General features: G+C 33.2%; 20 protein-coding genes and 1 tRNA gene. 15 read left to right on the plus strand and 6 right to left on the minus strand.

The genetic code is table 11. The annotated features are described in order from the left end of the window. The 3 genes from T529_RS13265 to T529_RS0106680 form a co-directional block, all read left to right on the plus strand. Window positions 1-228 (plus strand): hypothetical protein (locus tag T529_RS13265; protein ID WP_033162841.1); only part of this gene is annotated, 228 nt, incomplete at its 5' end. 141 nt (window positions 229-369) lie between these two features. Next, a complete protein-coding gene (locus T529_RS0106675) occupies window positions 370-2,682 on the plus strand; it encodes an ATP-binding cassette domain-containing protein (protein ID WP_033162842.1) in 2,313 nt (770 codons plus the stop codon). After that, on the plus strand, window positions 2,675-2,989 hold the full coding sequence (locus T529_RS0106680; protein WP_033162843.1) for a hypothetical protein: 315 nt from the start codon (window positions 2,675-2,677) through the stop codon (window positions 2,987-2,989). Before T529_RS0106675 ends, T529_RS0106680 begins: the two co-directional genes overlap by 8 nt. Window positions 2,990-4,241: 1,252 nt before the next feature. On the opposite strand, the gene T529_RS0106695 is transcribed toward T529_RS0106680, so the two are convergent. Then, window positions 4,242-5,630: an ATP-binding protein gene (locus tag T529_RS0106695; RefSeq protein ID WP_033162868.1), complete on the minus strand. Its 1,389-nt coding sequence runs from the start codon at window positions 5,628-5,630 to the stop codon at window positions 4,242-4,244. Between the two features lie 273 nt (window positions 5,631-5,903). Here T529_RS0106695 and T529_RS0106700 point away from each other — a divergent pair, with 273 nt between their 5' ends. Further along, window positions 5,904-6,197 carry a DUF4406 domain-containing protein gene (locus T529_RS0106700; RefSeq protein WP_033162844.1) on the plus strand — a complete coding sequence of 98 codons (294 nt, stop codon included), beginning with the start codon at window positions 5,904-5,906 and terminating at the stop codon, window positions 6,195-6,197. 28 nt (window positions 6,198-6,225) lie between these two features. Here the strand turns inward: T529_RS0106700 and T529_RS0106705 are convergent, their stop codons facing one another. From T529_RS0106705 to T529_RS0106710, 3 genes are all read right to left on the minus strand, one after another. After that, window positions 6,226-6,576, minus strand: coding sequence for a VanZ family protein (locus T529_RS0106705; protein ID WP_338010842.1), 351 nt, complete (start codon window positions 6,574-6,576; stop codon window positions 6,226-6,228). A 41-nt stretch (window positions 6,577-6,617) separates the two neighbouring features. Continuing rightward, entirely contained in the window at window positions 6,618-6,773 is a 156-nt protein-coding gene (locus T529_RS13105) for a hypothetical protein (RefSeq protein WP_156032201.1), read from the minus strand. Between the two features lie 89 nt (window positions 6,774-6,862). Next, on the minus strand, window positions 6,863-7,744 hold the full coding sequence (locus T529_RS0106710; RefSeq protein WP_033162845.1) for a LysR family transcriptional regulator: 882 nt from the start codon (window positions 7,742-7,744) through the stop codon (window positions 6,863-6,865). 137 nt (window positions 7,745-7,881) lie between these two features. Between T529_RS0106710 and T529_RS0106715 the strand changes: the two genes are divergently transcribed. After that, on the plus strand, window positions 7,882-8,409 hold the full coding sequence (locus T529_RS0106715; protein WP_033162846.1) for a flavodoxin: 528 nt from the start codon (window positions 7,882-7,884) through the stop codon (window positions 8,407-8,409). 59 nt (window positions 8,410-8,468) lie between these two features. Continuing rightward, entirely contained in the window at window positions 8,469-9,293 is an 825-nt protein-coding gene (locus tag T529_RS0106720) for an SDR family oxidoreductase (RefSeq protein WP_033162847.1), read from the plus strand. A 487-nt stretch (window positions 9,294-9,780) separates the two neighbouring features. Here T529_RS0106720 and T529_RS13755 read toward each other — a convergent pair whose 3' ends face one another. Beyond that, complete coding sequence (locus T529_RS13755) at window positions 9,781-9,987, minus strand: oleate hydratase (RefSeq protein WP_420801844.1); 207 nt, start codon at window positions 9,985-9,987, stop codon at window positions 9,781-9,783. 424 nt (window positions 9,988-10,411) lie between these two features. Between T529_RS13755 and brnQ the strand changes: the two genes are divergently transcribed. Both brnQ and T529_RS0106735 read left to right on the plus strand, forming a co-directional pair. Then, complete coding sequence (brnQ, locus tag T529_RS0106730; protein ID WP_033162849.1) at window positions 10,412-11,542, plus strand: branched-chain amino acid transport system II carrier protein; 1,131 nt, start codon at window positions 10,412-10,414, stop codon at window positions 11,540-11,542. Window positions 11,543-11,859: 317 nt separating this feature from the next. After that, a tRNA-Arg gene (locus T529_RS0106735) sits at window positions 11,860-11,936 on the plus strand. Between the two features lie 184 nt (window positions 11,937-12,120). Here T529_RS0106735 and T529_RS0106740 read toward each other — a convergent pair. Then, the gene (locus T529_RS0106740; protein WP_033162850.1) at window positions 12,121-12,735 is read right to left on the minus strand and encodes a TetR/AcrR family transcriptional regulator; all 615 of its coding nucleotides are present in this window, start codon (window positions 12,733-12,735) and stop codon (window positions 12,121-12,123) included. Window positions 12,736-12,897: 162 nt separating this feature from the next. On the opposite strand from T529_RS0106740, the gene T529_RS0106745 reads away from it, so the two are divergent. From T529_RS0106745 to T529_RS0106775, 7 genes are all read left to right on the plus strand, one after another. Then, a complete protein-coding gene (locus T529_RS0106745; RefSeq protein ID WP_033162851.1) occupies window positions 12,898-14,970 on the plus strand; it encodes an efflux RND transporter permease subunit in 2,073 nt (690 codons plus the stop codon). A gap of 1 nt (window position 14,971) precedes the next feature. Then, entirely contained in the window at window positions 14,972-17,455 is a 2,484-nt protein-coding gene (locus T529_RS0106750; protein ID WP_033162852.1) for a hypothetical protein, read from the plus strand. 152 nt (window positions 17,456-17,607) lie between these two features. Then, window positions 17,608-18,924, plus strand: coding sequence for an AAA family ATPase (locus tag T529_RS0106755; protein ID WP_033162853.1), 1,317 nt, complete (start codon window positions 17,608-17,610; stop codon window positions 18,922-18,924). A 2-nt stretch (window positions 18,925-18,926) separates the two neighbouring features. After that, a complete protein-coding gene (locus T529_RS0106760) occupies window positions 18,927-19,589 on the plus strand; it encodes an RloB family protein (RefSeq protein WP_033162854.1) in 663 nt (220 codons plus the stop codon). A 612-nt stretch (window positions 19,590-20,201) separates the two neighbouring features. Further along, complete coding sequence (locus T529_RS0106765; protein WP_162172995.1) at window positions 20,202-20,984, plus strand: GDSL-type esterase/lipase family protein; 783 nt, start codon at window positions 20,202-20,204, stop codon at window positions 20,982-20,984. 3 nt (window positions 20,985-20,987) lie between these two features. Next, window positions 20,988-21,461 (plus strand): DUF4358 domain-containing protein, encoded by a 474-nt coding sequence (locus tag T529_RS0106770; RefSeq protein ID WP_051646896.1) that lies wholly within the window; start codon window positions 20,988-20,990, stop codon window positions 21,459-21,461. An 11-nt stretch (window positions 21,462-21,472) separates the two neighbouring features. After that, window positions 21,473-22,819, plus strand: coding sequence for an MBOAT family O-acyltransferase (locus T529_RS0106775; protein WP_033162857.1), 1,347 nt, complete (start codon window positions 21,473-21,475; stop codon window positions 22,817-22,819). Window positions 22,820-22,830: the final 11 nt, after the last annotated feature.

Raw genomic sequence — 22,830 nt, forward strand, 5'->3', positions numbered from 1 at the left:
CATACGTATGAGGAAGCTGCAGAGATCATTTACCGGACATATGAATACTATATCTACAGATATCCACAGAAACGTTTTCAAGGGAAGACTGCGTACCAGGTAAGACAGGAAGCACTGACTGCAAATACACCGGAACAGTATCCGATTGCACCAAACAAAAGAATAGAACGATTCTGGGAAAGGATTGAGAAGAGCAAAGCAAAACACCAGGAGCAAGCACAACAATAAAAAACAAGGCCAAATCTAATTGACCTTGCTTGGTAGTTGTTTTGGATATTTTCTCTGTCTACTTGACAGGGATCATATCAGATTAACCGTTTTTTTATTTTGTTGAAGAACTAAAAATACTAAAATATAGGAGATGAAATTTTGACACTTAACAATAATATTAAATTAGATTTACATATTCATTCATATGCAAGTTCTTATAAAGAGCCAAATTACAAAGATGGCACTTCAATAGTTTATAATTCTTCAATGGATAATATTGATGTCTTATTGAATAAATTGATTGAAAATAATATTTCTTTATTCTCAATAACTGATCATAATAGATATGATATTGATTTATATAAAGAATTAATAAACAAATTGAATTTGGAACAATATCACGCTTTAAATCTACTTCACGGAATTGAATTTGATGTAAAATTCGAATCAGACAAAGATACAGCTCACATAATTGCAATCTTTGATGTCAAAGAAGAATCTAAAGAAGCTGATATGATATCTATATCAGAAACAATACAAAATAATTTGATACAAGATAAAAATGGATTTTATACAAAAGATGACTTCGAAAACATTCTTAAATCTATCGGTTTGAATACAATTCTAATTGTTCATCAACGCTGTAGTTTAGATAAAGAAAGCACCGGACATAATTCATTAAGTGAAAGTGTAAGTAATCCTTATAAAATATTAAAAATTGGGTATATCAATGCTTTAGAATATCAAAAACCGAATGTTGAGGGAATACTTAAAAATAATTTAAAAAATATTGATTCAAATATTGCTTTGATTACCGGATCAGATTGTCATGATTGGAAATACTATCCAAAACATGATAAAGAATCTTCGGTAAGTAATGCATATTTTTCAAAGTGCAAAATACTTCCAACATTCAAAGGATTACTATTAGGATTGACATCTCCAAACACAAGATTTAACAGAGCAGATAAAAGCGATACTAATTACATTAATTCGTTTGAAATCAATGGAAACTCAATTCCATTAGATCCAAGCATAAATGTAATTATTGGTGAAAATGGATCTGGTAAAAGTACATTATTTAACATTTTGAGTGATTCAACCTTACCTCAGTATATAAAAAGTTTAAAAAAGAAAAATAAGATTAATATAAATTCTTCAAGTTTACATTTAAAGGTGATACATCAAGCAGAATTAATCGAAAAGTTTCAAAATAATGAATTATTTCAAACAGAGGAATTATTTAACACCATTGACACCTCTGATTTTGATACGCATTATTCTGCTTTTTCTAGTCAACTAAAAAAGATAATTGAAGAAAACATTCAAAAACATACAGCAATTAATTCTCTTGAAAGAACAAATTTTAAATTTAATTTGGATTATGAAGATGCATCAACACTTTATATTTCAATATTGCAAGAGGATTTATCGGATGAAGTCAATCTTCATACTGAACGTAGACAAAGGTTATCTAGGATCCTTAATTTGCTCATTTCAGAATATGATAATAATTACTACTCTAAAGAAGAAAAATTAATTTTACGTAATTCTATTTTGCAATTAGAAAGTATATATTTAAAAATTGATAAAAAAGAAAAAGATATCTCTTTAAAAAATAAAATTAAAAATATTATTATTGCAGAAACAAAAGAATACAATGCAAACATTAGATTGTTATCTACTAGCGAAGATCAGGAAATACAAACTTATAAAAAACAAAAGGCAGATTTTATAAGTTATATAGTTAATGCTGTCCAATTAAATAATGCAAAAAGTGAAGAAGTTAAAATTCCAGAACCTATAGTTGGAAAATCAATTAAACGGTATAACGGGTATGTTTTTACACGTGAAACTAATTATAATGATATTGATGTTAGTTCAAAGTTTTTTGATTTGATGTTTACTAAAAATTACAAGAATCCTTCTTCACTATATTCCATTACTACTAAAAATGAATTTCAGTCTGCATTATATGGATGCAAAGAAATGGAAAAAATAAATGAAATTTGGAACAGTAATTTTGATAAATTTTTAAAATGGGCAAAAGATCAAAAATCATTCATTAAAGAAGAAACAACAGACGATTCTATTGGAAATACATTGGGAGAAATGTCACTTGTATATTATAGATTTCAAACTAACGAAGATAATGATTGGGATGTATTAATGATAGATCAACCTGAAGATAATATTTCAAACAATAGAATTGCTGAAAAGCTTTTAGTATATTTGAATAGAAATCGAAATCAAAAACAATTAATACTAGTTACACATAACCCCCTTTTGGTTGTTAATTTAGATGCAGATAATATTATTTATCTATCAAAAACAAATGATACAATTAATGCTTTATCTGGATGTTTAGAATATGAAAATGATTCAAAAAGAGAAAACATTTTAAAAATCGTTGCAGATACATTAGACGGAGGAAAAGAAATGATTGAAAAGAGGCTAAAAATATATGAATAAAAACATTGGTTTTAAAGCAGATCAAAACCATTTTATTATCAGTGTAAATGGTAATGAAAAATTTAAGATTTCCAAAGAAATTCGAACATTAAATGCGAAAGATATATATGATATATTAGATTACTCTTTAGGAGATACATACACGTATGATGAAATTGAAAATGTGGGTAAAGATGCACTGGTTCTAAGTAAAATCAAAGATCTATTTGAACAAATCACTAATAAAATAATTGAAATTTCATTTTCTGAAAACGATACTTCACTAAAAAATAAGCTAGATAATATAAATAATGAAAATTTAGAATAAAATGCAAAAATTTAATGAAAGAGATACTGCTTAATATATTGCTTCTTCTATCTTTGAAAAGAAAGCTAAGGTTGTACGTAATGCTGGAGGATTTTGTACCATTGTGTTTTCGAATAATGGAAACTTCGGTCCTTCTGGTACTCGTGTCCGTGAATCAAAGTTGTATCGTACAGAAAAAGAAGCGAATGAAGTTGTTAAACAGCACAAGGAAGCAAACAAGCAAAGATGATGAGTCTTCGCTTTTACTTTGGATTGGCAAAACAATGTAAGCGCCAAATAATATAGTGTATCGATAGTAATGCGCCCTAGGGTTAGAATAGGTCTAAACAGGGTTTCTGTTTATTCCTGGAATTTTCAGAGTGTCTGATTATTTTCGGAATATCAGGAGCACTCTGAATTTACCAGGAGGAACCGAAATGACACTACAACAAGAACTATAAACGAACCAGGAGCTCTCTTGTCCTGTTCCTTCTTGGCTTTCTTAAGCTCGCTGTTAGCCAGCTACCATTCAATTCTTCTCACGGCATGTGCCAATCCGATTATTTTTTATTCCTATTTTTTGTACAAATATAGTTTTCTGATAAGGAACAACTCTCATAAATACGGAAGGATTTATGTTTTCTGATTGATATTATATTCGTTATTGCATTGATTTCTTGAAATAAGATTTGTATATAACTGAGTGAAGCTCGCTATCATATATAGTTTTAATGTTTGTATATGCTTAAGTAAGAACTATGTTTCTTGAATTATTAATTTTGCACGAAAAAGCAAGTTAACGTCAATATGATCATATTTATATAGGCAAAAAGGATTCCAATATGAGTTGTATGACTCGTTGAGGAATCCTGATATGTAATGTATGCATCTCTTTTATTACTGTATGAGTACTTTTCTATAATTCATGCTTTTTAGGCTTGATATGGTCTCTTTAGCTGACTCATAATTTCCTTTTGATGCTGATTCTCTAGATTTGTTTAATTTCTCTAAAATCTCTTCTTCTGTCATATAAAGTATATGAATTCTCTGGTTTTCTTGTAACTTCGAAATAAAAGCCATATTTTGCGTCAGCTAACGTATGGAATACTTATCAGTTCCAAAATTTTTGAAAACTGATCAGATTTTGTTTTGAGTTCATTATTAATATTTATTTGTATCGTACTAAGCATACAAACCACTACTTTCATTTGTATATTAAAGAATTAATATATGGGAATGTAAAGTTAAAAATATAATTGTAAGCAGCTAGTGCTTAAACTAAGAATAGGTCATCAACAGTTAAGAGAACTGTGTCATCTTTTTTAGCTTGGGAAATGACTGAGTCTGAATAACCAGATTTACTGATAAACCAGAGTTGTTTATCTTCTATATTCTTAAAGGCTCGCGTGGCTATGACAAGATCTTCATATTCATTATAGGGCATAGGCTTGGAAGTGAATTTACATTCTACAAATATTGCTTTTTTACCCGCTTTATCTATTGCTAATAAATCAACATCATCCTGCGCTTTAATAGCTGGGTTTGTGCCCCACCATTTACCTAAGTGATAAGGAATGAAGGGAAGTTTTCTCTTTTTCGCAAGACGAATCATATATTCTTTACATATATCTTCAAAGGCATCACCCATGAGATTGCTGATATCATTCATGATTTCGTGAGCAGCTTGCTTAGCGCCCAACATGGCGTAATAGGTGTTGTTTGTGAATTCATAGCGGAACCAAAACTTAAAGAAATTATCTTTGATAACATAGATAGATTTTCGACTTGTTTCTAACTCACCGCATGGAGCTCTTTTTTCAATTAATCGTAATGTTTGTAGCGTTAGCAAATACTTGGATACTTTGGAACGGTCCTCGTGAATATAATTAGCTATATCAGTTATCTTGTTTCGCCCGTTCGCAATGGCTGATAAAATACTGCTATATACATTTGTTTCTCTTAATTCTGCTTTCAACAAATTGTCTGGCTCCTCGTGAAGATATGCACCATTTCTAATGATTTTAGAAGCTATATTTTGTTCTATTGAGATATTTGGGTCAAAAGCTTCTAAGTATCTTGGAATACCTCCTAATATCCCATAAGCTAATAACTTATCTATGTTGGAATAGTTTGGGAAAAAGAGACTGCTTTCGTAATAATCGAAAGGTTTAATTTCAAGTGAAGAAGTTTGTCGATCATGCAAGGGACTCTTTCTTCCCATGACATCACTTTCCATAATGCTCACTGATGACCCACAAAGAATAAGAAAAAGATTTTTGTTCTTCCAACTATGATCAATGGTATGTTGTAATATAGATTTTACGGAAGGATTTTCATTAATAATATAAGGAAATTCATCAATAATAATGGCTGTCCTTTCTGTTACTTTTGTTCCAATATAATGAAATGCATCTTCCCAGCTTTGAAATGAAGCAATAAAGGTATGATCAAAATGATATTGAATGACTTTTGAGAAATCTTCTAGATTTAATGGGTCATTCTTTTCTCGTGCAGGAAAGAAAATGCTATTGGTATTCTTGGTGAATTCTTGGAGTATTGTTGTTTTTCCCACTCTTCTTCGCCCATACATCACTAAGAATTCAAAAGAAGAGCTTGTATATAATTCATATAAATGTTCTAATTCTTCTTTTCTACCAATCAAAATCATCACCTCATTCGCAATTTGTATACTTGTAAGTAGTATACTTTAAAGTATACAAATAATCAAGTTAAGCTTGTTCTTTACTTTATTTTATTTTCGTAGTCTTGAAGGCAATGAAATATATTATCAATGAAGACTACGTTCTTTTCTATTCTGTTTGACATATTCAGCACCTCCTTATTATCTATTTTATAGCACAGTGAAGAAAGAGAATTGAGGAATGTCATCAATTAGCGTATACTTTTCTTAAGAAAGTATGAGGGGGTGGTTTCCATGAAGATTTACATTTCACAGCCATATGCTTATAAGAGTGATGAAGAAATAGTTAAAGTGAGAAATGATATTGTTAAGGAACTTCATGCATATATGAAGGATATTGAAATATTAGATTCGGTCATTCAAAAAGAACAGACATTTGGACTTAAACAATTATCAGAAAGTATTCTTGTGTTATCTGATGCCGATGCTATTATCTTTGCACCAGGCTGGGAGGAATCTCGTGGCTGCCGCATTGAACATATGATAGCAGAAGAATTCCATATGCATATTATTCATTTGGGTAACTAAGAAGGACAACATGTTCTTCTTTTTTCCTTCAACAAAAAAGATTGCCAAAGCAATCTTGATACACTTTATTATAAGAAATAGTGGATGAAGCAAAGAGACTGTTAAGTACTTTATAGGGACAATAGCCAATTAGTCCACCTAATGTATTGGTGATGACATCAGTTATATCTGTTGCACGATACGCAATAGAGAAGAGCTGAAAGAACTCAATACTGAAAGAAAATGCCATCGTTATAAATAAAGTTTTGATCAGATTCATCTTCTTGCCAACAAGTGGTAAGAAGAATCCAAAAGGAATAGTCATAATGATATTAAGGATGATCTGGCGCAGATAATCTCCACGTTTATTGATGCCATCAATAAAGGAAACAAGGTTAATAGGAGCATATCCATCATTATGATCAAATAAATGGGGGAATACTAGCCATCATGGGCATCAATGTAAAATACAAAACAAATATAAATATACATCGTTGTATTAAGAAGAAGGGCACGCATACCTCTTTGTTTCCATCTTTTCAAGAATACAAAATAATATATGAAGCTCAATGCCATAACATCTAAAACAATACTCATAACATACCTACTTTCTAGAACTCAATCCTAACAAGAAAAGATGAAGAATTAGTGGAGAAAAATATAAATAATTTCTAAACAAGTGCCTTTTAAAACATTGCTTTCAACATTTCAGCAAAATCTTCAATATAGTATCCAGAGTTGTTTTTATGCCAGAAGGCGCAGTAGGTCTTTTTGACAGGTTCACCCTGTCTGACAAGAGGGATACGCTCGATTGTGGAATCAAACCAATCCTGGACACCAATGACATCAACAGGCATATAACCCTGACCGGTGATGATTTTAAGTCTTGCTTCCTGCATGGAATCCGCAAAAAGAAAGTCCCCCTTTATACCAATAATATCCTCATAGTATTGCTGCTCTTCTTTTCGCCCGGTTTGATTAATGACAAGGATGCAAGGCATGTTCTTAATTTCTGATATTTCTATTTGTTTGAGATGACTCAAGGGATTATTATGAGAGATTTCAATATACATATAGCTTTCAGATAGAATTTCATTATGATACATATCAGAAAAGGCTCTTCTTTGATCATTTAAAACTAAGTCAACCTGATCATTTTCCATAGCTCGATATAATTCTTCATGACTACCAGCCATGATAGTTGTTTCAATCGTTGGATATTTTAATGAAAACTGTGCAATTGCCTCAGAAAGTTCATTCCCATGGTATCCTTTATAATAGCCAATACGAAGAACGGTATGATTTTGATCTGCAATTCTTTGTGTTTCTCTTATCGTTTGTTTTAAATCACTAACGATGATAAGACTTTTTCGGTAAAAGTGTTCACCAGCTGATGTTAGAGAAAAGGTCCTGTTATGCCTGTCAAGAAGCTTCACTCCGAGCTCTTCTTCAAGTTTTTTGATTTGTTGGGAGATGGCTGATTGTGATACATGGCATTGTTCTGCTGCTTGATAAAAACTGCTTGTTTCAACGACTGCCTGAAAGTATTCTATTTGTCTTAATAACATTGTATTTCATCCCCTATTTTTTCTCTTCTTATCATATATTAATAAGTATAACTAATCAATATGATAAGAATAAAGATTTGATTGAATAGTAATTCTGAATTATTCTTAAGTCGACTTAAGAAAAGGAGGAAAAAGTAATGGCAAAGAATTTGATTATTTATTATTCACGGAAGGGACAAAATTATGTCAATGGGAGTATAAAAGATTTAAAGAAAGGTAATAGTGAAATATGTGCAGAGTTTATTCAAGATTCAGTCGGAGGCGATTTATTTGAGATAAAACCAGTCAATGATTATTCGGAAGATTATCAAACATGTACAAAAGAAGCTGCAAAGGAATTGAAGAATCATGCCCGTCCTGAATTAAAACAATATTTAAAAGATATTGATGCTTATGATCATGTATTTATCTGTGGCCCATGCTGGTGGGGAACTTTCCCAATGCCAGTTTTCTCCCTTCTTGAAAAACTTGATTTTACTGGTAAGAAGGTCATGGCACTTATGACTCATGAAGGAAGTGGGCTTGGGCATAGTGAACTTGATTTACGTAAAGTATGTAAAGGTGCTTATTTTGGTAATTCTATCGCCATTCATGGTGGAGATGCTTTAAAAGCATATAAAGCCATTGAAATATGGGCAAAGCAAAATATCAGTGATGAGAAATAAGTGATTGATAAGAACATTATTGAAATGATGAAAATATAAGAATAGGAAGGAATTAAGAAATGAAAGATGTAATGATTGTAACAGGAGCTGGTCAGATCAGTATGGCTATTGCTCGTAGAATGGGTTATGGAATGAAGATTGTGATGGGAGATAAAAATTTGAAAAATTCAGAAGCCATCGCTAAGGTGATGAATGAAGCAGGTTTTGATGTAGTGCCTTTTGAAATGGATTTATCTTCTCGTGAATCAATTCAAGAAATGATTCATGTAGCACAGGAATTTGGTGATATTAAAATGCTTATCAATGGGGCTGGTGTTTCGCCTAGTCAGGCTTCCATCGAAACAATTCTCAAAGTTGATTTATATGGTACGGCAGTATTGTTGGAAGAAGTGGGAAAGGTGATTAAGAAGGGTGGTGTCGGTGTGACGATTTCTAGTCAGTCAGGATGGCGTATGCCTGCATTGAGTCAAGAAGAAGATGAACAGCTTGCCACAACACCAACTGAAGCCTTATTACAACTCCCAATACTCCAAGAGGAAAATATTAGAGATACGCTTCATGCATATCAACTTGCCAAACGCTGTAATGAAAAACGTGTCATGGCGCAGTCAGTAGAATGGGGAAAACGTGGTGCGCGGATTAATGATATTGCTCCTGGCATCATTGTGACTCCTCTTGCTTTAGATGAATTTCATGGTCCACGTGGTGAATTTTACAAGAATATGTTTGCGAAATGTCCGGCAGGAAGACCAGGAACAGCGGATGAAGTTGCAAATGTTGCCGAACTATTAATGAGTGACAAAGGTGTCTTTATTACTGGTTCAACTTTCCTAATTGATGGTGGAGCAACTGCAAGTTATTTTTATGGTCCATTAAGACCATAAAGAGTTTTGAGAGAGCTGCATCTTTATACTGATGAGATGAACATGAAACTGAAGAATCATGAGAATGCTAGAGTTAAACTTACTTGCCACAAGAAGAATATTCAGATATTGTTTTGTGAATTAGAATGATATTTCTACATTTATTAAATCATAAAGAAAAGTCAAGGTGAGTCAAAAACTCACCTTGACTTACTGTCTGATTATTTATTTTGCCAACGCAAGGATAGCATTCTGGTATAGGTTCAATACTATTAATGCTATCTAAAATATTCTTCATCGTATCTTTAATTTTCAAAGGACTAATTGGAGAATTTTCAAAGGACTAATTGGAGGTAGATCTGACAACTCTAATTTATCCCAACTAACATGGTAAGAATGCCCGCTTTCAACATACGGATATCATATTGCCCTTCAAACAGAGGATCAACAGGACGGTCCAAATGTGTTATTTTGTAGACAGTAGTCATCGCAGTATGCACGCTTGTTTCTACAGTAATACGACATTTCCTGGCAGTTCCACAAACTGACCAAAATCTTCACGTTTTGTAGCTAGTTTTTCCCATAGTGTAAAGTAGCCACGATTCTTTATATCGCAGTTCATTACGGGAGCTTGAGTCATGCTACTATGTGTTGAATTTTGTGTCATTGTTCCAATGGCAAATAAAATCATATCTTTAAGTTTAACACTCTGGATTTTTTCTACATTACTCTACATGAGATGCAATGTAGGACGGATTGAAAATGATGAGATAGAAAGAATCATTAGGTTAATCTCAATTGCTTTTGCTTTATGCTAAACTTATATCATGAGAGAATGAGTAAGGTTAAAAGTGCTTCAAAGAATGATAATCTATTAAAAAACATGATAAAATATCAAGAAAAATGAAAGTAGACATTGTAACATAAACGTTTTTTCATTATATAGGTCCACTGTGCAAATGGGGATTTTAAGGAAATAAGTCTCTCTTTTATGTGAATGTTTATGCTATGTCTGCTTTTTGCATAACAAAAATGTTTATTTTGAAGTATTGCATATCATACTGTACACATATAAAAAATAGTGTAATATGAAGTCTAGATTCTTGTAGAAATAGAATGCTTTTGAAGGGAGAATATCTTTGAAGAAATTAACACGAAAACAAAGCATTGTGATTGGCTTTATGCTTTTCTCGATGTTCTTTGGGGCAGGCAATCTCATTTTTCCACCAATGCTTGGAATGCAGGCAGGAACCCATACACCCTTAGCGATGCTTGGGCTGATAGCGACAGCAGTGATCTTGCCGATATTAGGTGTAGCCGTTGTTGCCAGGCATGGTAACCTCATTAACTTAGGGAGCCTTATTCATCCTAAATTTGGTTATCTCTTTACAATACTTGTATGTTTGATTATTGGCCCTATTATTGCTATTCCAAGAACAGCTAGTACATCTTTTGAAATGGCTGTTGTGCCTTTTATACATATGAGTGGCAATGGGCTATTAGCTATGCGTTTTCTTTATTCAGCCCTCTTCTTTACTCTTGCTTTTCTTGTTGCATTAAGGCCAATGCGTCTTAAGGACTTGTTGGGGAAAATCATGACGCCAATACTCATTACTATGATCATTCTATTATTTATAGCAGTGTTGATACGTATGCCATTTGTCATGCATCACCCCATTACAACGGGTTATCTTAAACAACCCTTTTTAACGGGCTTTTCAGCAGGCTATCAGACAATGGATGGTTTAGCAGGATTGAATTTTGGTCTTATTATCGCGGTCAATATAGAATCTTTTGGCATTCATGACAAGAATGCCTTAGCGAAAGAAACGATTAAATCAGGCATTATTGCCGGTATATTATTGGCAATACTCTATATGCTTCTTGCCTATATGGGTATGCAAGTGAATCCTAACGTCCTTTCTGGCGTGAAGGATATCACTGGTGCTGATATTCTAAGTTATATCGTTATGCTTTGTTTTGGAAGACTAGGGCAGGTCTTTGTGGCAATTATCTTCTTTATTGCTTGCTTTAATGTCTGTTGTGGCTTATTGTCAAGTATTTCTGAATACTTCTATGCTCTCTATGACAAGATTAGCTATAAGAAGTGGCTAGTCATCTTTACATTATCAAGCTTCTTTATTTCTATCTTAGGCTTATACAACATATTAAGTTTCTCTGTCTATATTCTAAATGTGCTCTACCCAGTTGCCATTGGATTAATGATATTAGGCTTTGTAAGAAAGAAAAAAGACAATGAAAAATGCTAGAAAAGCCTTTTAGGGCTTTTTTAGCATATACCTTAAACCTCAAATCACCCTATTCCTGTAACCATCTACGAATATCAATGACCTGGATGCCTTGATAATCATAATTCTCATGATAAGTTCTTGTAATGATCATTTTAGGGTTGAGATTCTATTCCCGCTTTTAAAAAAATATTCATTTTTCGGTAATAGAATTTGTTGTGAAGAAACATTTAAATGTGAATTCGTTTCGATGATGAAGAGAAAATGTTGTTAATATAAGGTTAGAAAATAGAAAAAATAGTTTATGATTGATGTTGAATTCGTTATAATAATGGTATGTGCCTATAGCGTAACCGGATAACGCATCAGTCTCCGGAACTGAAGATTGCAAGTTCAAATCTTGTTAGGCACGCCAATAGTAATCAAAAAGGAAAAGTCGTTTCGCTTTTCCTTTTTTTGGTTGAAATAAATACGCTGATTTACAATACTTTGATTGAAAATGGTTCATCTAACAATTGAAATTTCAGTAGGGGATGAAGTGCTCTATGATTATAAATTATCCTTTATAAGAAAACCACTACCATAAGGCAGTGGCGAGATTATGCACTATGGATGATGGCACGAATAGCTTTGTAGAGATATGGCTTATAGGTTTCCATGTCACAAGGTATCTGTTCATGCAGACAGTGATAACATGTTGTACCAATGAGTTCAACAATCATAAAGAACACAATATCAACATTCTCAATCCCCTTATTCACTGTCTTTACGCCTTCTACAAACAAATCATATAAGCCCAAAGCATTATCATCAAAGATCTTACTGATTTCATGACTATAGAATCCTAATGAAAGATCGCGGTTAATAAAGGAGAGGATTTCATTATCATTCTGTAAATCATCAATAACATGATTGATGACAAAGATAATCTGTTCATCAAACTGATCAATATCCTGTGTCTTTAAAGCATCAATGGCACGCTTGAATAAGTTATTAGATTTCTCTGCAACTAAGTGATTTCGAATATCTTCCTTATTCTTAAAATAGAGATAGAAAGTCCCTTTCGCAACACCAGCTTTATCGACTATGTCCTGAATAGAGGTTTTCTTGAAGCCTTTTGTTTCAAAAAGCTCGTAAGCATTTTCGAGTAGTTTTGTACGTTTTTCTTCTTTATTTTGTTCAATCTTGCTTTTGATCTCTTTTAAGACTTCCATACACGCACACCTCCTTTTTATTTCATTTCATTTGTATGATATGACAAAAAATGACCAAAGTCAATTTTATTATAAAAATAATTGACTATAAGTCAGTTTTGGTATAGTATAGCCATGTAAATTAAAGGTGACCATCGGTCATTTTGGTAGGGAGGAATAAATATGAAGCGATTCTGCCATGCTGTAACGAAAGGCAGATGGGTGATCATCGTAGTGAGCTTATTGCTGTTGATACCATCAGTATTTGGTTATTTCAATACGAAGATCAACTATGACCTTATTACATATCTGCCTAAGGATGTTGAAACAATGAAGGGTGAAGATATCCTGACAGATGACTTTAAACAAGGGGCATTCTCTGTTGTCATTACAGAAAATATGAATGCGAAGCAGATCTTACAATTAGAAAAAGAAATTAAGAAGGTTGACTCTGTTAACCGTGTGGGATCTGTCTATGATATTATTGGTTACTCTATTCCAATAGAAATGTTACCAGATAATGTGGCTTCTAAGGTTAAGAAGGATGATAGTAACTTGATTGTTGTAACATTCAAGAATTCTACATCTGATGATAAAACACTTGAAGCAGTACAGAAAATACGTGATTTGAAAAAGAATATCAAAGTATCAGGTATGTCAGCAACAACACTTGATACAGCCCAGATGGCGCAAAGCGAAGTTATCGCCTATGTCATTATTGCCGTTATTCTCTGTATGATTGTGTTACAGATTGCCTTGGATTCATTCTTTGTACCAGTATTATTATTAGGTAATATTGGTGTTGCGATTCTCTTTAATATGGGTTCTAACTATTTCTTAGGTCAGATTTCCTATATTACACAGGCTATTGCTGCCGTCCTTCAGTTAGGTGTCACAACTGACTTCTCTATCTTCTTATATCATAAATATGAATATTGGAAGACTCAGAAAGAAGATAAGAAGGAAGCTATGGAAGAAGCAATTGCTGAAACAATGATTTCTGTTATTGGTTCTTCAACAACAACTATTGCTGGGTTCTTAGCTCTTTGTACAATGTCCTTAAAGCTTGGTGCCGATATTGGTATCGTTATGGCCAAGGGTGTTGTCTTTGGGGTTATTACTGTAGTAACATTATTCCCTGCACTTATTCTTGTATGCGATCCTATTATTGTGAAGACTTCACATAAGAATGTGTTGCCTAACTTCAAGGGCGTGAAGAACTTCGTCATGAAATATTACAAGATTATCTTTGTGGTATTCTTAATATGTATGGTGCCTGCTTACTATGGACAAAGCAGAACACAAAGCTACTATAACTTAACTGCCGGATTGCCTAAGAGACTCCCTGGTGTTCAGGCTAATGATGAATTAAAGAATAAGTTTGATATTGTTTCACCATATTTCATTCTTGTAGATAGTGACTTACGTCCTTCAAAGACAAATAAGATGGTGAAGGAAATAGAAAAGGTTAAGGGCATTGATACAACAATGAGCTATGCCAAGTTATCAAGTGCTGGTATTAGTGAAGATGTCTTATCTGATGATTTAAGAGATATGATTGATGATGGTAAACATCAGATTATCTTGATTTCTTCTAAATATGGTGTTGCGACTGATGAATTAAATAGTCAGATCAAGACTGTTAATAAGATTGCTAAGAGCTATGACAAGAAAGCAATTGTCGCAGGTGAAGGACCATTAATGAGAGATATGGTAAGTATTGCCGATGTGGACTTTAAGAACGTCAATACAGCATCTATTATTGCAGTATTTGTGATCTTGGCATTGGTATTAAAGAGTTTCTCTTTACCAGTTATTCTTGTTATTGCGATTGAATTTGCGATTTTCTGTAATACAGCTGTTCCATTCTATATGGGGGATCAGATTCCATTCGTTGCTGGTATTGTCATTGGTACAATTCAGTTAGGTGCAACAATCGACTATGCCGTATTAATGAGTACAAAGTATCTTGAAGTCAGAAAATCAGGTGAAGATAAGTTCCAGTCAGTAAGAACGGCGATGACGGCTTCAGTAAGTTCAATCTTTGTATCAGCCTTATGTTTCTTTGCCGCAACTATTGGTGTTGGTTTCTACTCTGATATGGATATGATTTCAGCTATTTGTATCATGCTTTCACGTGGTGCATTGATCTCTATGGTTACTGTTATCTTTGTAGTTCCTGCATTACTCTTATTATTCGATAAGATTATTATTCATACTTCATTTGGATTTAAAGGCTTAAAGGAGGCTAAGTAGGATGAAGAAAAATGTATTAAAGAAAGCTATTCCCCTTACTGTTGCAGCAACAATGATGAATGTTGTACCAGTAGCAGCTTATGATAAAGATGAAACTGTATATACAAAAGTAGATGGTGATGGCAATGTCACTTATCAGGTTGTTTCAGAACAATTAAAGAGTTCTAAGAAAGAAGAAATCAAAGATCATTCTGACTTATCAAATATCAAGAATATTTCTGGTGATGAAAAGTATAAGAAAGATGGTAATGATTTAACTTGGAAGAGTAAAGGTAATGATATCTTCTATCAGGGTAAGACAACAAGACAGTTACCTATTACTGTTGAGACATCATATAAACTCGATGGACAGGAAATTAGTCCTAAAGATGCTTCAGGCAAGAAGGGACATGTAGAAATCTCATTCAAATATACAAATAATGATAAACATGACTATAATGGTAAAACACTCTATACACCATTTACTATTGCCTTAGCTACAACACTTAATTCTGACAACAACAAGAATGTCACAATCAACAATGGTAAAGTCGTTAATAATGGTGAAAATAACATTATCGTAGGTGTTGCAGCACCTGGTTTATATGAATCATTAAACATAGATCAGTTAAAGAGTTTTGATGAAATCAAGATTGAATTTGATACAACAGATTTAGATATTAAATCATTCTATTCTGTTGCCACACCTAAACTTGCAACTGCGGATGATATCAATAATATGTTTGATAAGATTGATGGTTCATTTGATGACCTCAACAAACTTAAAGATGCGACTAACCAGTTAGTTACTGGTACATCGGACTTATCAAAAGGTGCTAAAACACTAAGTGATGGTACAAAGACATTTAATTCTGGCTTAGTAACTGCTAATTCAGGGGCTGGTTTATTGACTAAGAACTCTAAGAGCTTAAGAGATGGTGCTAGTCAGCTAGCAAGTGGCTTAGGTACTCTTTCTAGTGGATCAGGTGCACTTGTTGATGGCTTAAAGAAAGCGGCAACAGGTAGTGATGAACTTACAAAAGGTCTTGCTCAGGCCAAGGCTGGTACTGATGAAATGAATGCTGGTAAAGGCAAACTTTCTTCAATGAAAACACAGTTAACACAGGCAGCATTTACGCAGGTTGCTTATGGTATGCAGGCTAGTGCTGGGGCAAAATACTATGAAACAATGAATAAGCAATTAGCTACAAATGAAGATGGCACAGCTGCTAGCAATGCTAAATTAATGTCAGCTATTCAGAATGCTGCTGGTGCTACAGGTGCTAATATGGCTTTAAAAGCTCAGGTTCAGGCTCTTAATACAAATATTGCTGCTATCAATAACAATGCTGGTGGTCTTAAAGACAAAACTGCTAAAGAAGCAAGAGATACAGTTATTGCAACAGCTATTAAAGAAGGTAAAGCACCTGCTGGTTTAACTTATGAAGCATTAGATACATTAATCAAACAGGCAACTAATGGTGCTACACAGGCTGCTGCAGGCGCTAAGCAGGCTGCCGATGCCGCAGCTAAGTATGCCCAGGAGGGCGATGCTGCCAATGCCGCAACATATAAAGCTAAAGCAGAACAACTTGAAAAGACAGCTAATGATGCAAAAAATCAAGCTACACAATTAACTGTTTTAAAACAATCTGCGGATATTGCTGGCAGCACAGCAGTTGCAACAGCATTAGCGACATTAAAAAAGGTTAAAGATAGTGTAGAAGCTTCACTTAATGCTGGTGCAACTCAACAGGGCAGTAATGCAAATGTCGCTGATCTTAAGGATGTCGCTAATAAGACTGCAACCGGCTTAAAGACAAGCCAGGAAGGTACGGTAGCTGCATATCTATTAACTACTGATTCAAAGGCATTAGCTAAAGAAGTAGCAGCTGCTTATACAGCTTATAAGAATGGTACTAAGCCTACTTCAAAGGGTGCTCAGATTGTAACTGCATTGAATGCGGATCCTAACAACAAGATTGATGGAAAAACAATCTTTGAAACAATTGATAGTGTTGCATCACAGACTGGTGATATTGATAAGTTAGTAAATGGTATTACATCATTAAGTGATGGATTGAATAAGCTATATGCTGGATCAAGTCAGTTATCTAGTGGCTTAGATACTGCTGTCGACAAATTACCAACACTTACAAATGGTATTTCTGCATTAGTAAGTGGTTCTTCTAAGTTAAATGCTGGTACGAAGGAATATACTGAAGGCGTTGATAAATTAGCCGGTGGTGTTTCTCAGTTAACAAGTGCATTTACTCAGATTGTTAATGGTAGTGCTCAGTTATCAACTGGTGCTGATAAGTTAGCAAGCGGTATGTCTGAATACAAGACGACTGGTATTGATAAGTTAACTGAACTTGCTGATACATTAAATGGTGATAGTGATACAGCTAAACAGTTAACAAAGTATGCTGATGAATATACTTATACAGCTACAAACAAGGACGCTAATTATACAACAAAGTTTGTATATATCGTTCAGGAATAATGTAGTATCTAGACAATGATGACATATGTCGTCATTGTTTTTTTTGTTTTTTATTGATAAATCTATTTTGCGAAATAAATGTAAAATGAATCAAAAATATGGTGAAAAATAAGGAAATATGATATTATACTGAAGTGAGGAGGTAGAATGATATGCTTTTAGAATTTGAGGTAGAAAACTATAAATCTTTTCAACATCGTGCTTTATTTTCAATGGTACCTGCCCCTAAACAACACGGTTTAGACTATAGTGTCTTTCAAGAAAAAGTGAAGCGTAAGAATGTGAAATCATTATGTTCGTCAGTCATCTATGGTCCTAATGCATCAGGCAAAACAAATATTATTGGTGCTATGGATACGCTCAGAGCGATTATTTTACGTGGAAATATTCGCAATAGCGAAGAACAGGACTCGCCTAATCAAGCAGCGTATCATTTAGAATTAATACCGAATAATCGCTGTAAAGAAGTATGTCCTGTGCTGTTCAAGATTTCTTTTTTGGAAGATGGCTTGAAGTTTACGTATGAATTAAGTGTTTTACTAGGACAATTTTTAGACAATACCTATGATAGAACTATAGAATATGAAAGGTTAGTAATTAATGATGAACTTATCTTTGATAGAACTGATCAGGTGACTCTTGGAAACTTAAAGAGATTTAAAGAATATGTAGCAAAGGAAATTATAAAAAATGAAACAATACAATTTGTAATAAATCAAAGTTTAGTCAAAGATGAATTATTCCTTGCTAATGGTTTTAAAAGTATCATTTCACAAGTACTCTCAAAAAAAATAATTGACTGGTTCACTAATAAACTTATGGTTATATATAGCGCTAATTCCATACAATTAATTAGACGTTTTTCTAATCCTGATAAAAATACGATTTATGTAGAAAAAACAATGAATGAAGCTGCAAAAATATTTGGAATTAATTCAAATGATTTAGCTTATGTTCAAAATGGAGAAGATGGAAAAACAAAACTATGTTCGATTTTTAAAACAAATGATCAGAAAATTCAGGCTATCCTTGCGGATGTGTTTGAATCTTATGGGACAATCCGTTTCATTAATTTATTTCCTCTCGTAGTACAAGCGATATACACAGGAGGTACTTTAGTGATTGATGAATTTGATGCTTCTATTCATCCAATGGCATTGATGAGTATAATTAGTGTTTTTCATAATGATGAAATAAATAAAAAGAAAGCTCAGCTCATTTTTAATACACATAATCCTATCTTCTTAAATGCGAATATTTTTAGAAGAGATGAAATTAAATTCGTAGAGAAGAATGATGAAACACATTTAAGTGAGATTTATTCATTATCTGATTTTGGTACAACAGGAGAAAAAGGTGTTCGCAAAGGGGATGACTATATGAAAAACTATTTTGTAAGTCAGTATGGAGCTATTAAAGACATTGATTTCTCACCGTTATTTGAAGATATCATGTTAGAGGATGATTAATTATGGCTAGTAGAAAATCAACTAAGAAATATTATTTCAGCGTAGAAGGACAAACAGAACAATGGTATTTTAATTGGCTAAGTAATGAAATTAATAATAATGAAAAATCCACGCATAAAGTATCTTTTGACATAAAAGTTGAAAAGGATCCTCTTAAAAGGGCTAAGAAATTGATGATTACACAAAAAACCATAATATTTCATATTTCTGATTACGAAAGCAATGAAGAATTTCATGAAAATCAGTTTAAGAAAACTATGGATTCAATGAAAAAAGCTAGCAATTTAGGTAAACAGATTACGTATCGTTTTGGATATAGTAATTTCACCTTTGATTTATGGATTTTGCTGCATAAGATTGATTGCTCTGGTACTCTTTCGCATCGAAATAATTATTTATCCTTCATTAATCGTGCATTTGGCGAAAAATATTCAAGCATGAATGATTACAAACATGAGAATAATTTCAAAAAGTGTTTAGCGCAGTTAACAATTGAGGATGTACGGAATGCGGTTCAAAGAAGCAAAGACATCATGAATCAAAATTTAAAAAAGGGGTATATTCTACAAGAATATAGAGGATTTACGTATTACAGAGAAAACCCTTCGTTATCTGTTTGGGAAATTGTGGAAAGGATTTTAATTGATTGCAATCTTTTAGCATAGAACTTCGTAACAATCTTTATATGAATTTTGTCTCAATGATTTTAAATAATTGATTATGGTTTACATATTTTGCAAATGGTGAATCACTGCTTATTAGCGGTGTTATAAAATCCATGATAAATTGACTAATACTAATATATTCTAGCGTTATCGCTGGTATTGATAAGTTAACTGAACTTGCTGATACATTAAATGGTGATAGTGATACAGCTAAACAGTTAACAAAGTATGCTGATGAGTATACTTATACAGCTACAAACAAGGACGCTAATTATACAACAAAGTTTGTATATATCGTTCAGGAATAATGTAGTATCTAGACAATGATGACAAATGTCGTCATTGTCTTTTTTTTAAAGTGATTCTGTTAATTGTAAGTAGTTACTTTTTGCTGTGGTTTTGATGAATTAAAATTTTATTTTCAACTAAAGTATGGTATTATAGACATGCGAATAGATTGCTATTTGGGAAAGCAGCAAATTATTTTATATTCATTGGAATTAATATTATAATGATCATATTATGCGTGGAAAATCTATTTGCATATGAGACACTTTTGTGTCTCTTTTTGTATTTTCAGTGTATAATAGCTAAAAAGGAAAAATGATGAATATGAAGAAAGCAAAACTGACAAAACAAACAAAGATTATCTTAGCTGTTATAGCTTTACTTCTAGCTGGACTTGCAACCTACAAAGGCGTAGAGTACTACAAGCTACAACAGGAAATAAGCAGGGGACGGGCTTATTTAAAAAAGTTAGATGATCAATCATTATCAAGTATTAAGAATACGATAGATAAACAAAATGAAAGTGATGAATTAGCCCTTGGGAAACAGGCCCTTAAAGATTATGCGAAAAATAAGGATAAGCTATGGGGCGCGTTTAAGAACTATGTGCTTATTGGTGATAGCAGGGTGGAGACATTTAAGCTCTTCTTGCCTGAAACGAATGTCCTCGCTAAAAAGGGGACAAGAATTACCAAGGTTGATGATTATTTAGGAACAATCAAGAATATTAGTCCTAAGTATGTCTTTATTAGTTATGGTGTCAATGACTTAAGTATTCCCGCTTATTATAATCAGGATAAATATATTGAAGTTTATCAGTCCTATTGTGAAAAGATTAAAAAGGCAGCGCCGGATGCTACTATTTATGTAAATTCCATCATTCCTGTTAATAGTAAGGCTATTAATAAGCAGGCTAACTATAAGAATATCCCTGCTTATAATGCAAAGCTCAAGGCAATGTGCAAGAAGAATGGTTATAAATATGTTGATCTTGATAGTCTTGCAAAACAATATCCTGAAGAATATGAACAGGATGGCATTCATTTCAAGAGTAGCTTTTATAAATACTGGGCTTATCGCCTATTAAGTAGTGTATATGGAGGATAAGTGATGAGTATTAAGATTACGAGAACATTAAGAATTTTATTGGTTGTTTTCATAGCTGTTTACATTGGTTTAACTGTCAAGGGGGCAACACCTAGTCAGACAAGCTTTGAGACAATGCGCAAAGTCATTGCGAAATACCAAAATAAGAATACCCAGCTAGGAAATAACCAGGCTGTTAAAAGACTTTATAAGCTTAATCCAGCAGATTATGAAGGTGTATTACTCTATCAGCCTAGTAGTACAATGAATGCCGAAGAGATTCTTGTCGTTAAGCTTAAGGATAAGAGTCAGGCAAATGATGTAAAAAATGCGATTGAGGAAAGAAAGAAGACCCAGCTCAATACCTTTAAAGGGTATGGGGCAGCCCAGACTGATTTATTAAATAAAAGTATTATTGATGTTCAGCCAAATTACATATTATATGTTGTTGATGGCAAGGCTTCAGTCATTGATGATGCTTTTAGGAAGGCATTGTAGGAGGAGAATATATGGCATTTAATACAATTACATTCCTCTTTTTCTTCTTTCCAGTAACCCTCTTACTCTTCTTCTTAACACCTAAAAAATATCGTCAGTATACATTATTAATTACTTCATTTATCTTCTATTGTTGGGGGGATACAAAAAACTTAATCTTTATTCTCTTTAGTGCCCTCTTCAGTTATCTTTCAGCAATAGAAATAGAGAATTTGCAGAAAGAAAATAAAGACAAAGAGAATAAGATTGTCTTTATAACAACAATCATTGCTCATATTGGCTTATTGGCATTCTTTAAATATGCAGGTTTAATGAGCATGCCTTTAGGGATATCTTTCTATACTTTCTCTGTTCTTTCTTATATCTTTGATGTCTATTATGGTAAATGTGGAGCAGAAAATAATATTTTGAATTATTTGCTTTATGTGAGCTTCTTCCCAAAAGTGATTTCTGGGCCAATTATACAGTTCCATGATTTTAAAAATCAGCTTGCTAACCGTATTGTGACAAGAAGAGGTGTTGTTGAAGGAACACAGCTTTTCATGCTTGGCTTATTCAAGAAAGTCTTGTTAGCCGATCAGCTTGGAATGGCTTATAGCTCATTTGCACAGACTGATACTGTTGTTGGCAGCTATTTCACTGTCATCAGCTATGGATTGCAGCTATACTTTGATTTCTCAGGTTATTCGGATATGGCCATTGGCCTAGCAAGCATCTTTGGCTTCAATTTTGGCAAGAACTTCGATGAACCATATACAAGTCACAGTATCAGTGAGTTCTGGCGTCGATGGCATATCAGTCTAGGGGCATGGTTTAGAGATTATGTCTATATTCCACTAGGCGGTAATCGTGTGGATACAAAGCGACATATTATGAATTTGCTCGTCGTTTGGCTTTTAACTGGTATCTGGCATGGTAATACATTAGGCTTTATCATCTGGGGACTTTATCATGGCTTCTTTGTCATTGGTGAGAAGTACTTCTTCCATGATCTCCATCAACGCATCAAACCAGGCTTACAAGTTGCCCTAACGAACATTATTGTCTTTATTGGCTGGATTTTCTTCTTCTCGCCAACAATCAGTGATGCCTTTGGCTTAACAGGACGTTTACTAGGTATTCATGCAAGTGGCTTTATTTCTCGTCAGACGATTTACTATTTATTAGGAAATGGCCTGATTGTGATTGCCGGAATATTGTGTTGTATGCCAGTAATAATTAATGGCTATAAGAAAATTTTCATGATGAATAAGAAGAGAATGATATTCCATCTTATTTTCCAGGTTATTCTCTTGATTATATGTATTGCTTATATGATTGGTTCTACATATTCATCATTCCTCTATTTTGCATTCTAAGGTGGTTATTG

It is taken from the genome of Sharpea azabuensis DSM 18934, from assembly GCF_000702165.1.
Lineage (GTDB): Bacteria > Bacillota_I > Bacilli_A > Erysipelotrichales > Coprobacillaceae > Sharpea > Sharpea azabuensis.

Bases quoted from the DNA above. Each gene is read 5' to 3' on its own strand.
- T529_RS0106775 (WP_033162857.1), top strand. From the start codon at position 21,473: ATGGCATTTAATACAATTACATTCCTCTTTTTCTTCTTTCCAGTAACC.
- T529_RS0106750 (WP_033162852.1), top strand. From the start codon at position 14,972: ATGAAGAAAAATGTATTAAAGAAAGCTATTCCCCTTACTGTTGCAGCA.
- T529_RS0106770 (WP_051646896.1), top strand. From the start codon at position 20,988: ATGAGTATTAAGATTACGAGAACATTAAGAATTTTATTGGTTGTTTTC.
- T529_RS0106765 (WP_162172995.1), top strand. From the start codon at position 20,202: ATGAAGAAAGCAAAACTGACAAAACAAACAAAGATTATCTTAGCTGTT.
- T529_RS0106755 (WP_033162853.1), top strand. From the start codon at position 17,608: ATGCTTTTAGAATTTGAGGTAGAAAACTATAAATCTTTTCAACATCGT.
- T529_RS0106710 (WP_033162845.1), bottom strand. From the start codon at position 7,744: ATGTTATTAAGACAAATAGAATACTTTCAGGCAGTCGTTGAAACAAGC.
- T529_RS0106700 (WP_033162844.1), top strand. From the start codon at position 5,904: ATGAAGATTTACATTTCACAGCCATATGCTTATAAGAGTGATGAAGAA.
- T529_RS0106745 (WP_033162851.1), top strand. From the start codon at position 12,898: ATGAAGCGATTCTGCCATGCTGTAACGAAAGGCAGATGGGTGATCATC.
- T529_RS0106720 (WP_033162847.1), top strand. From the start codon at position 8,469: ATGAAAGATGTAATGATTGTAACAGGAGCTGGTCAGATCAGTATGGCT.
- T529_RS0106740 (WP_033162850.1), bottom strand. From the start codon at position 12,735: ATGGAAGTCTTAAAAGAGATCAAAAGCAAGATTGAACAAAATAAAGAA.
- T529_RS0106715 (WP_033162846.1), top strand. From the start codon at position 7,882: ATGGCAAAGAATTTGATTATTTATTATTCACGGAAGGGACAAAATTAT.
- T529_RS0106680 (WP_033162843.1), top strand. From the start codon at position 2,675: ATGAATAAAAACATTGGTTTTAAAGCAGATCAAAACCATTTTATTATC.
- T529_RS0106760 (WP_033162854.1), top strand. From the start codon at position 18,927: ATGGCTAGTAGAAAATCAACTAAGAAATATTATTTCAGCGTAGAAGGA.
- T529_RS13105 (WP_156032201.1), bottom strand. From the start codon at position 6,773: ATGAGTATTGTTTTAGATGTTATGGCATTGAGCTTCATATATTATTTT.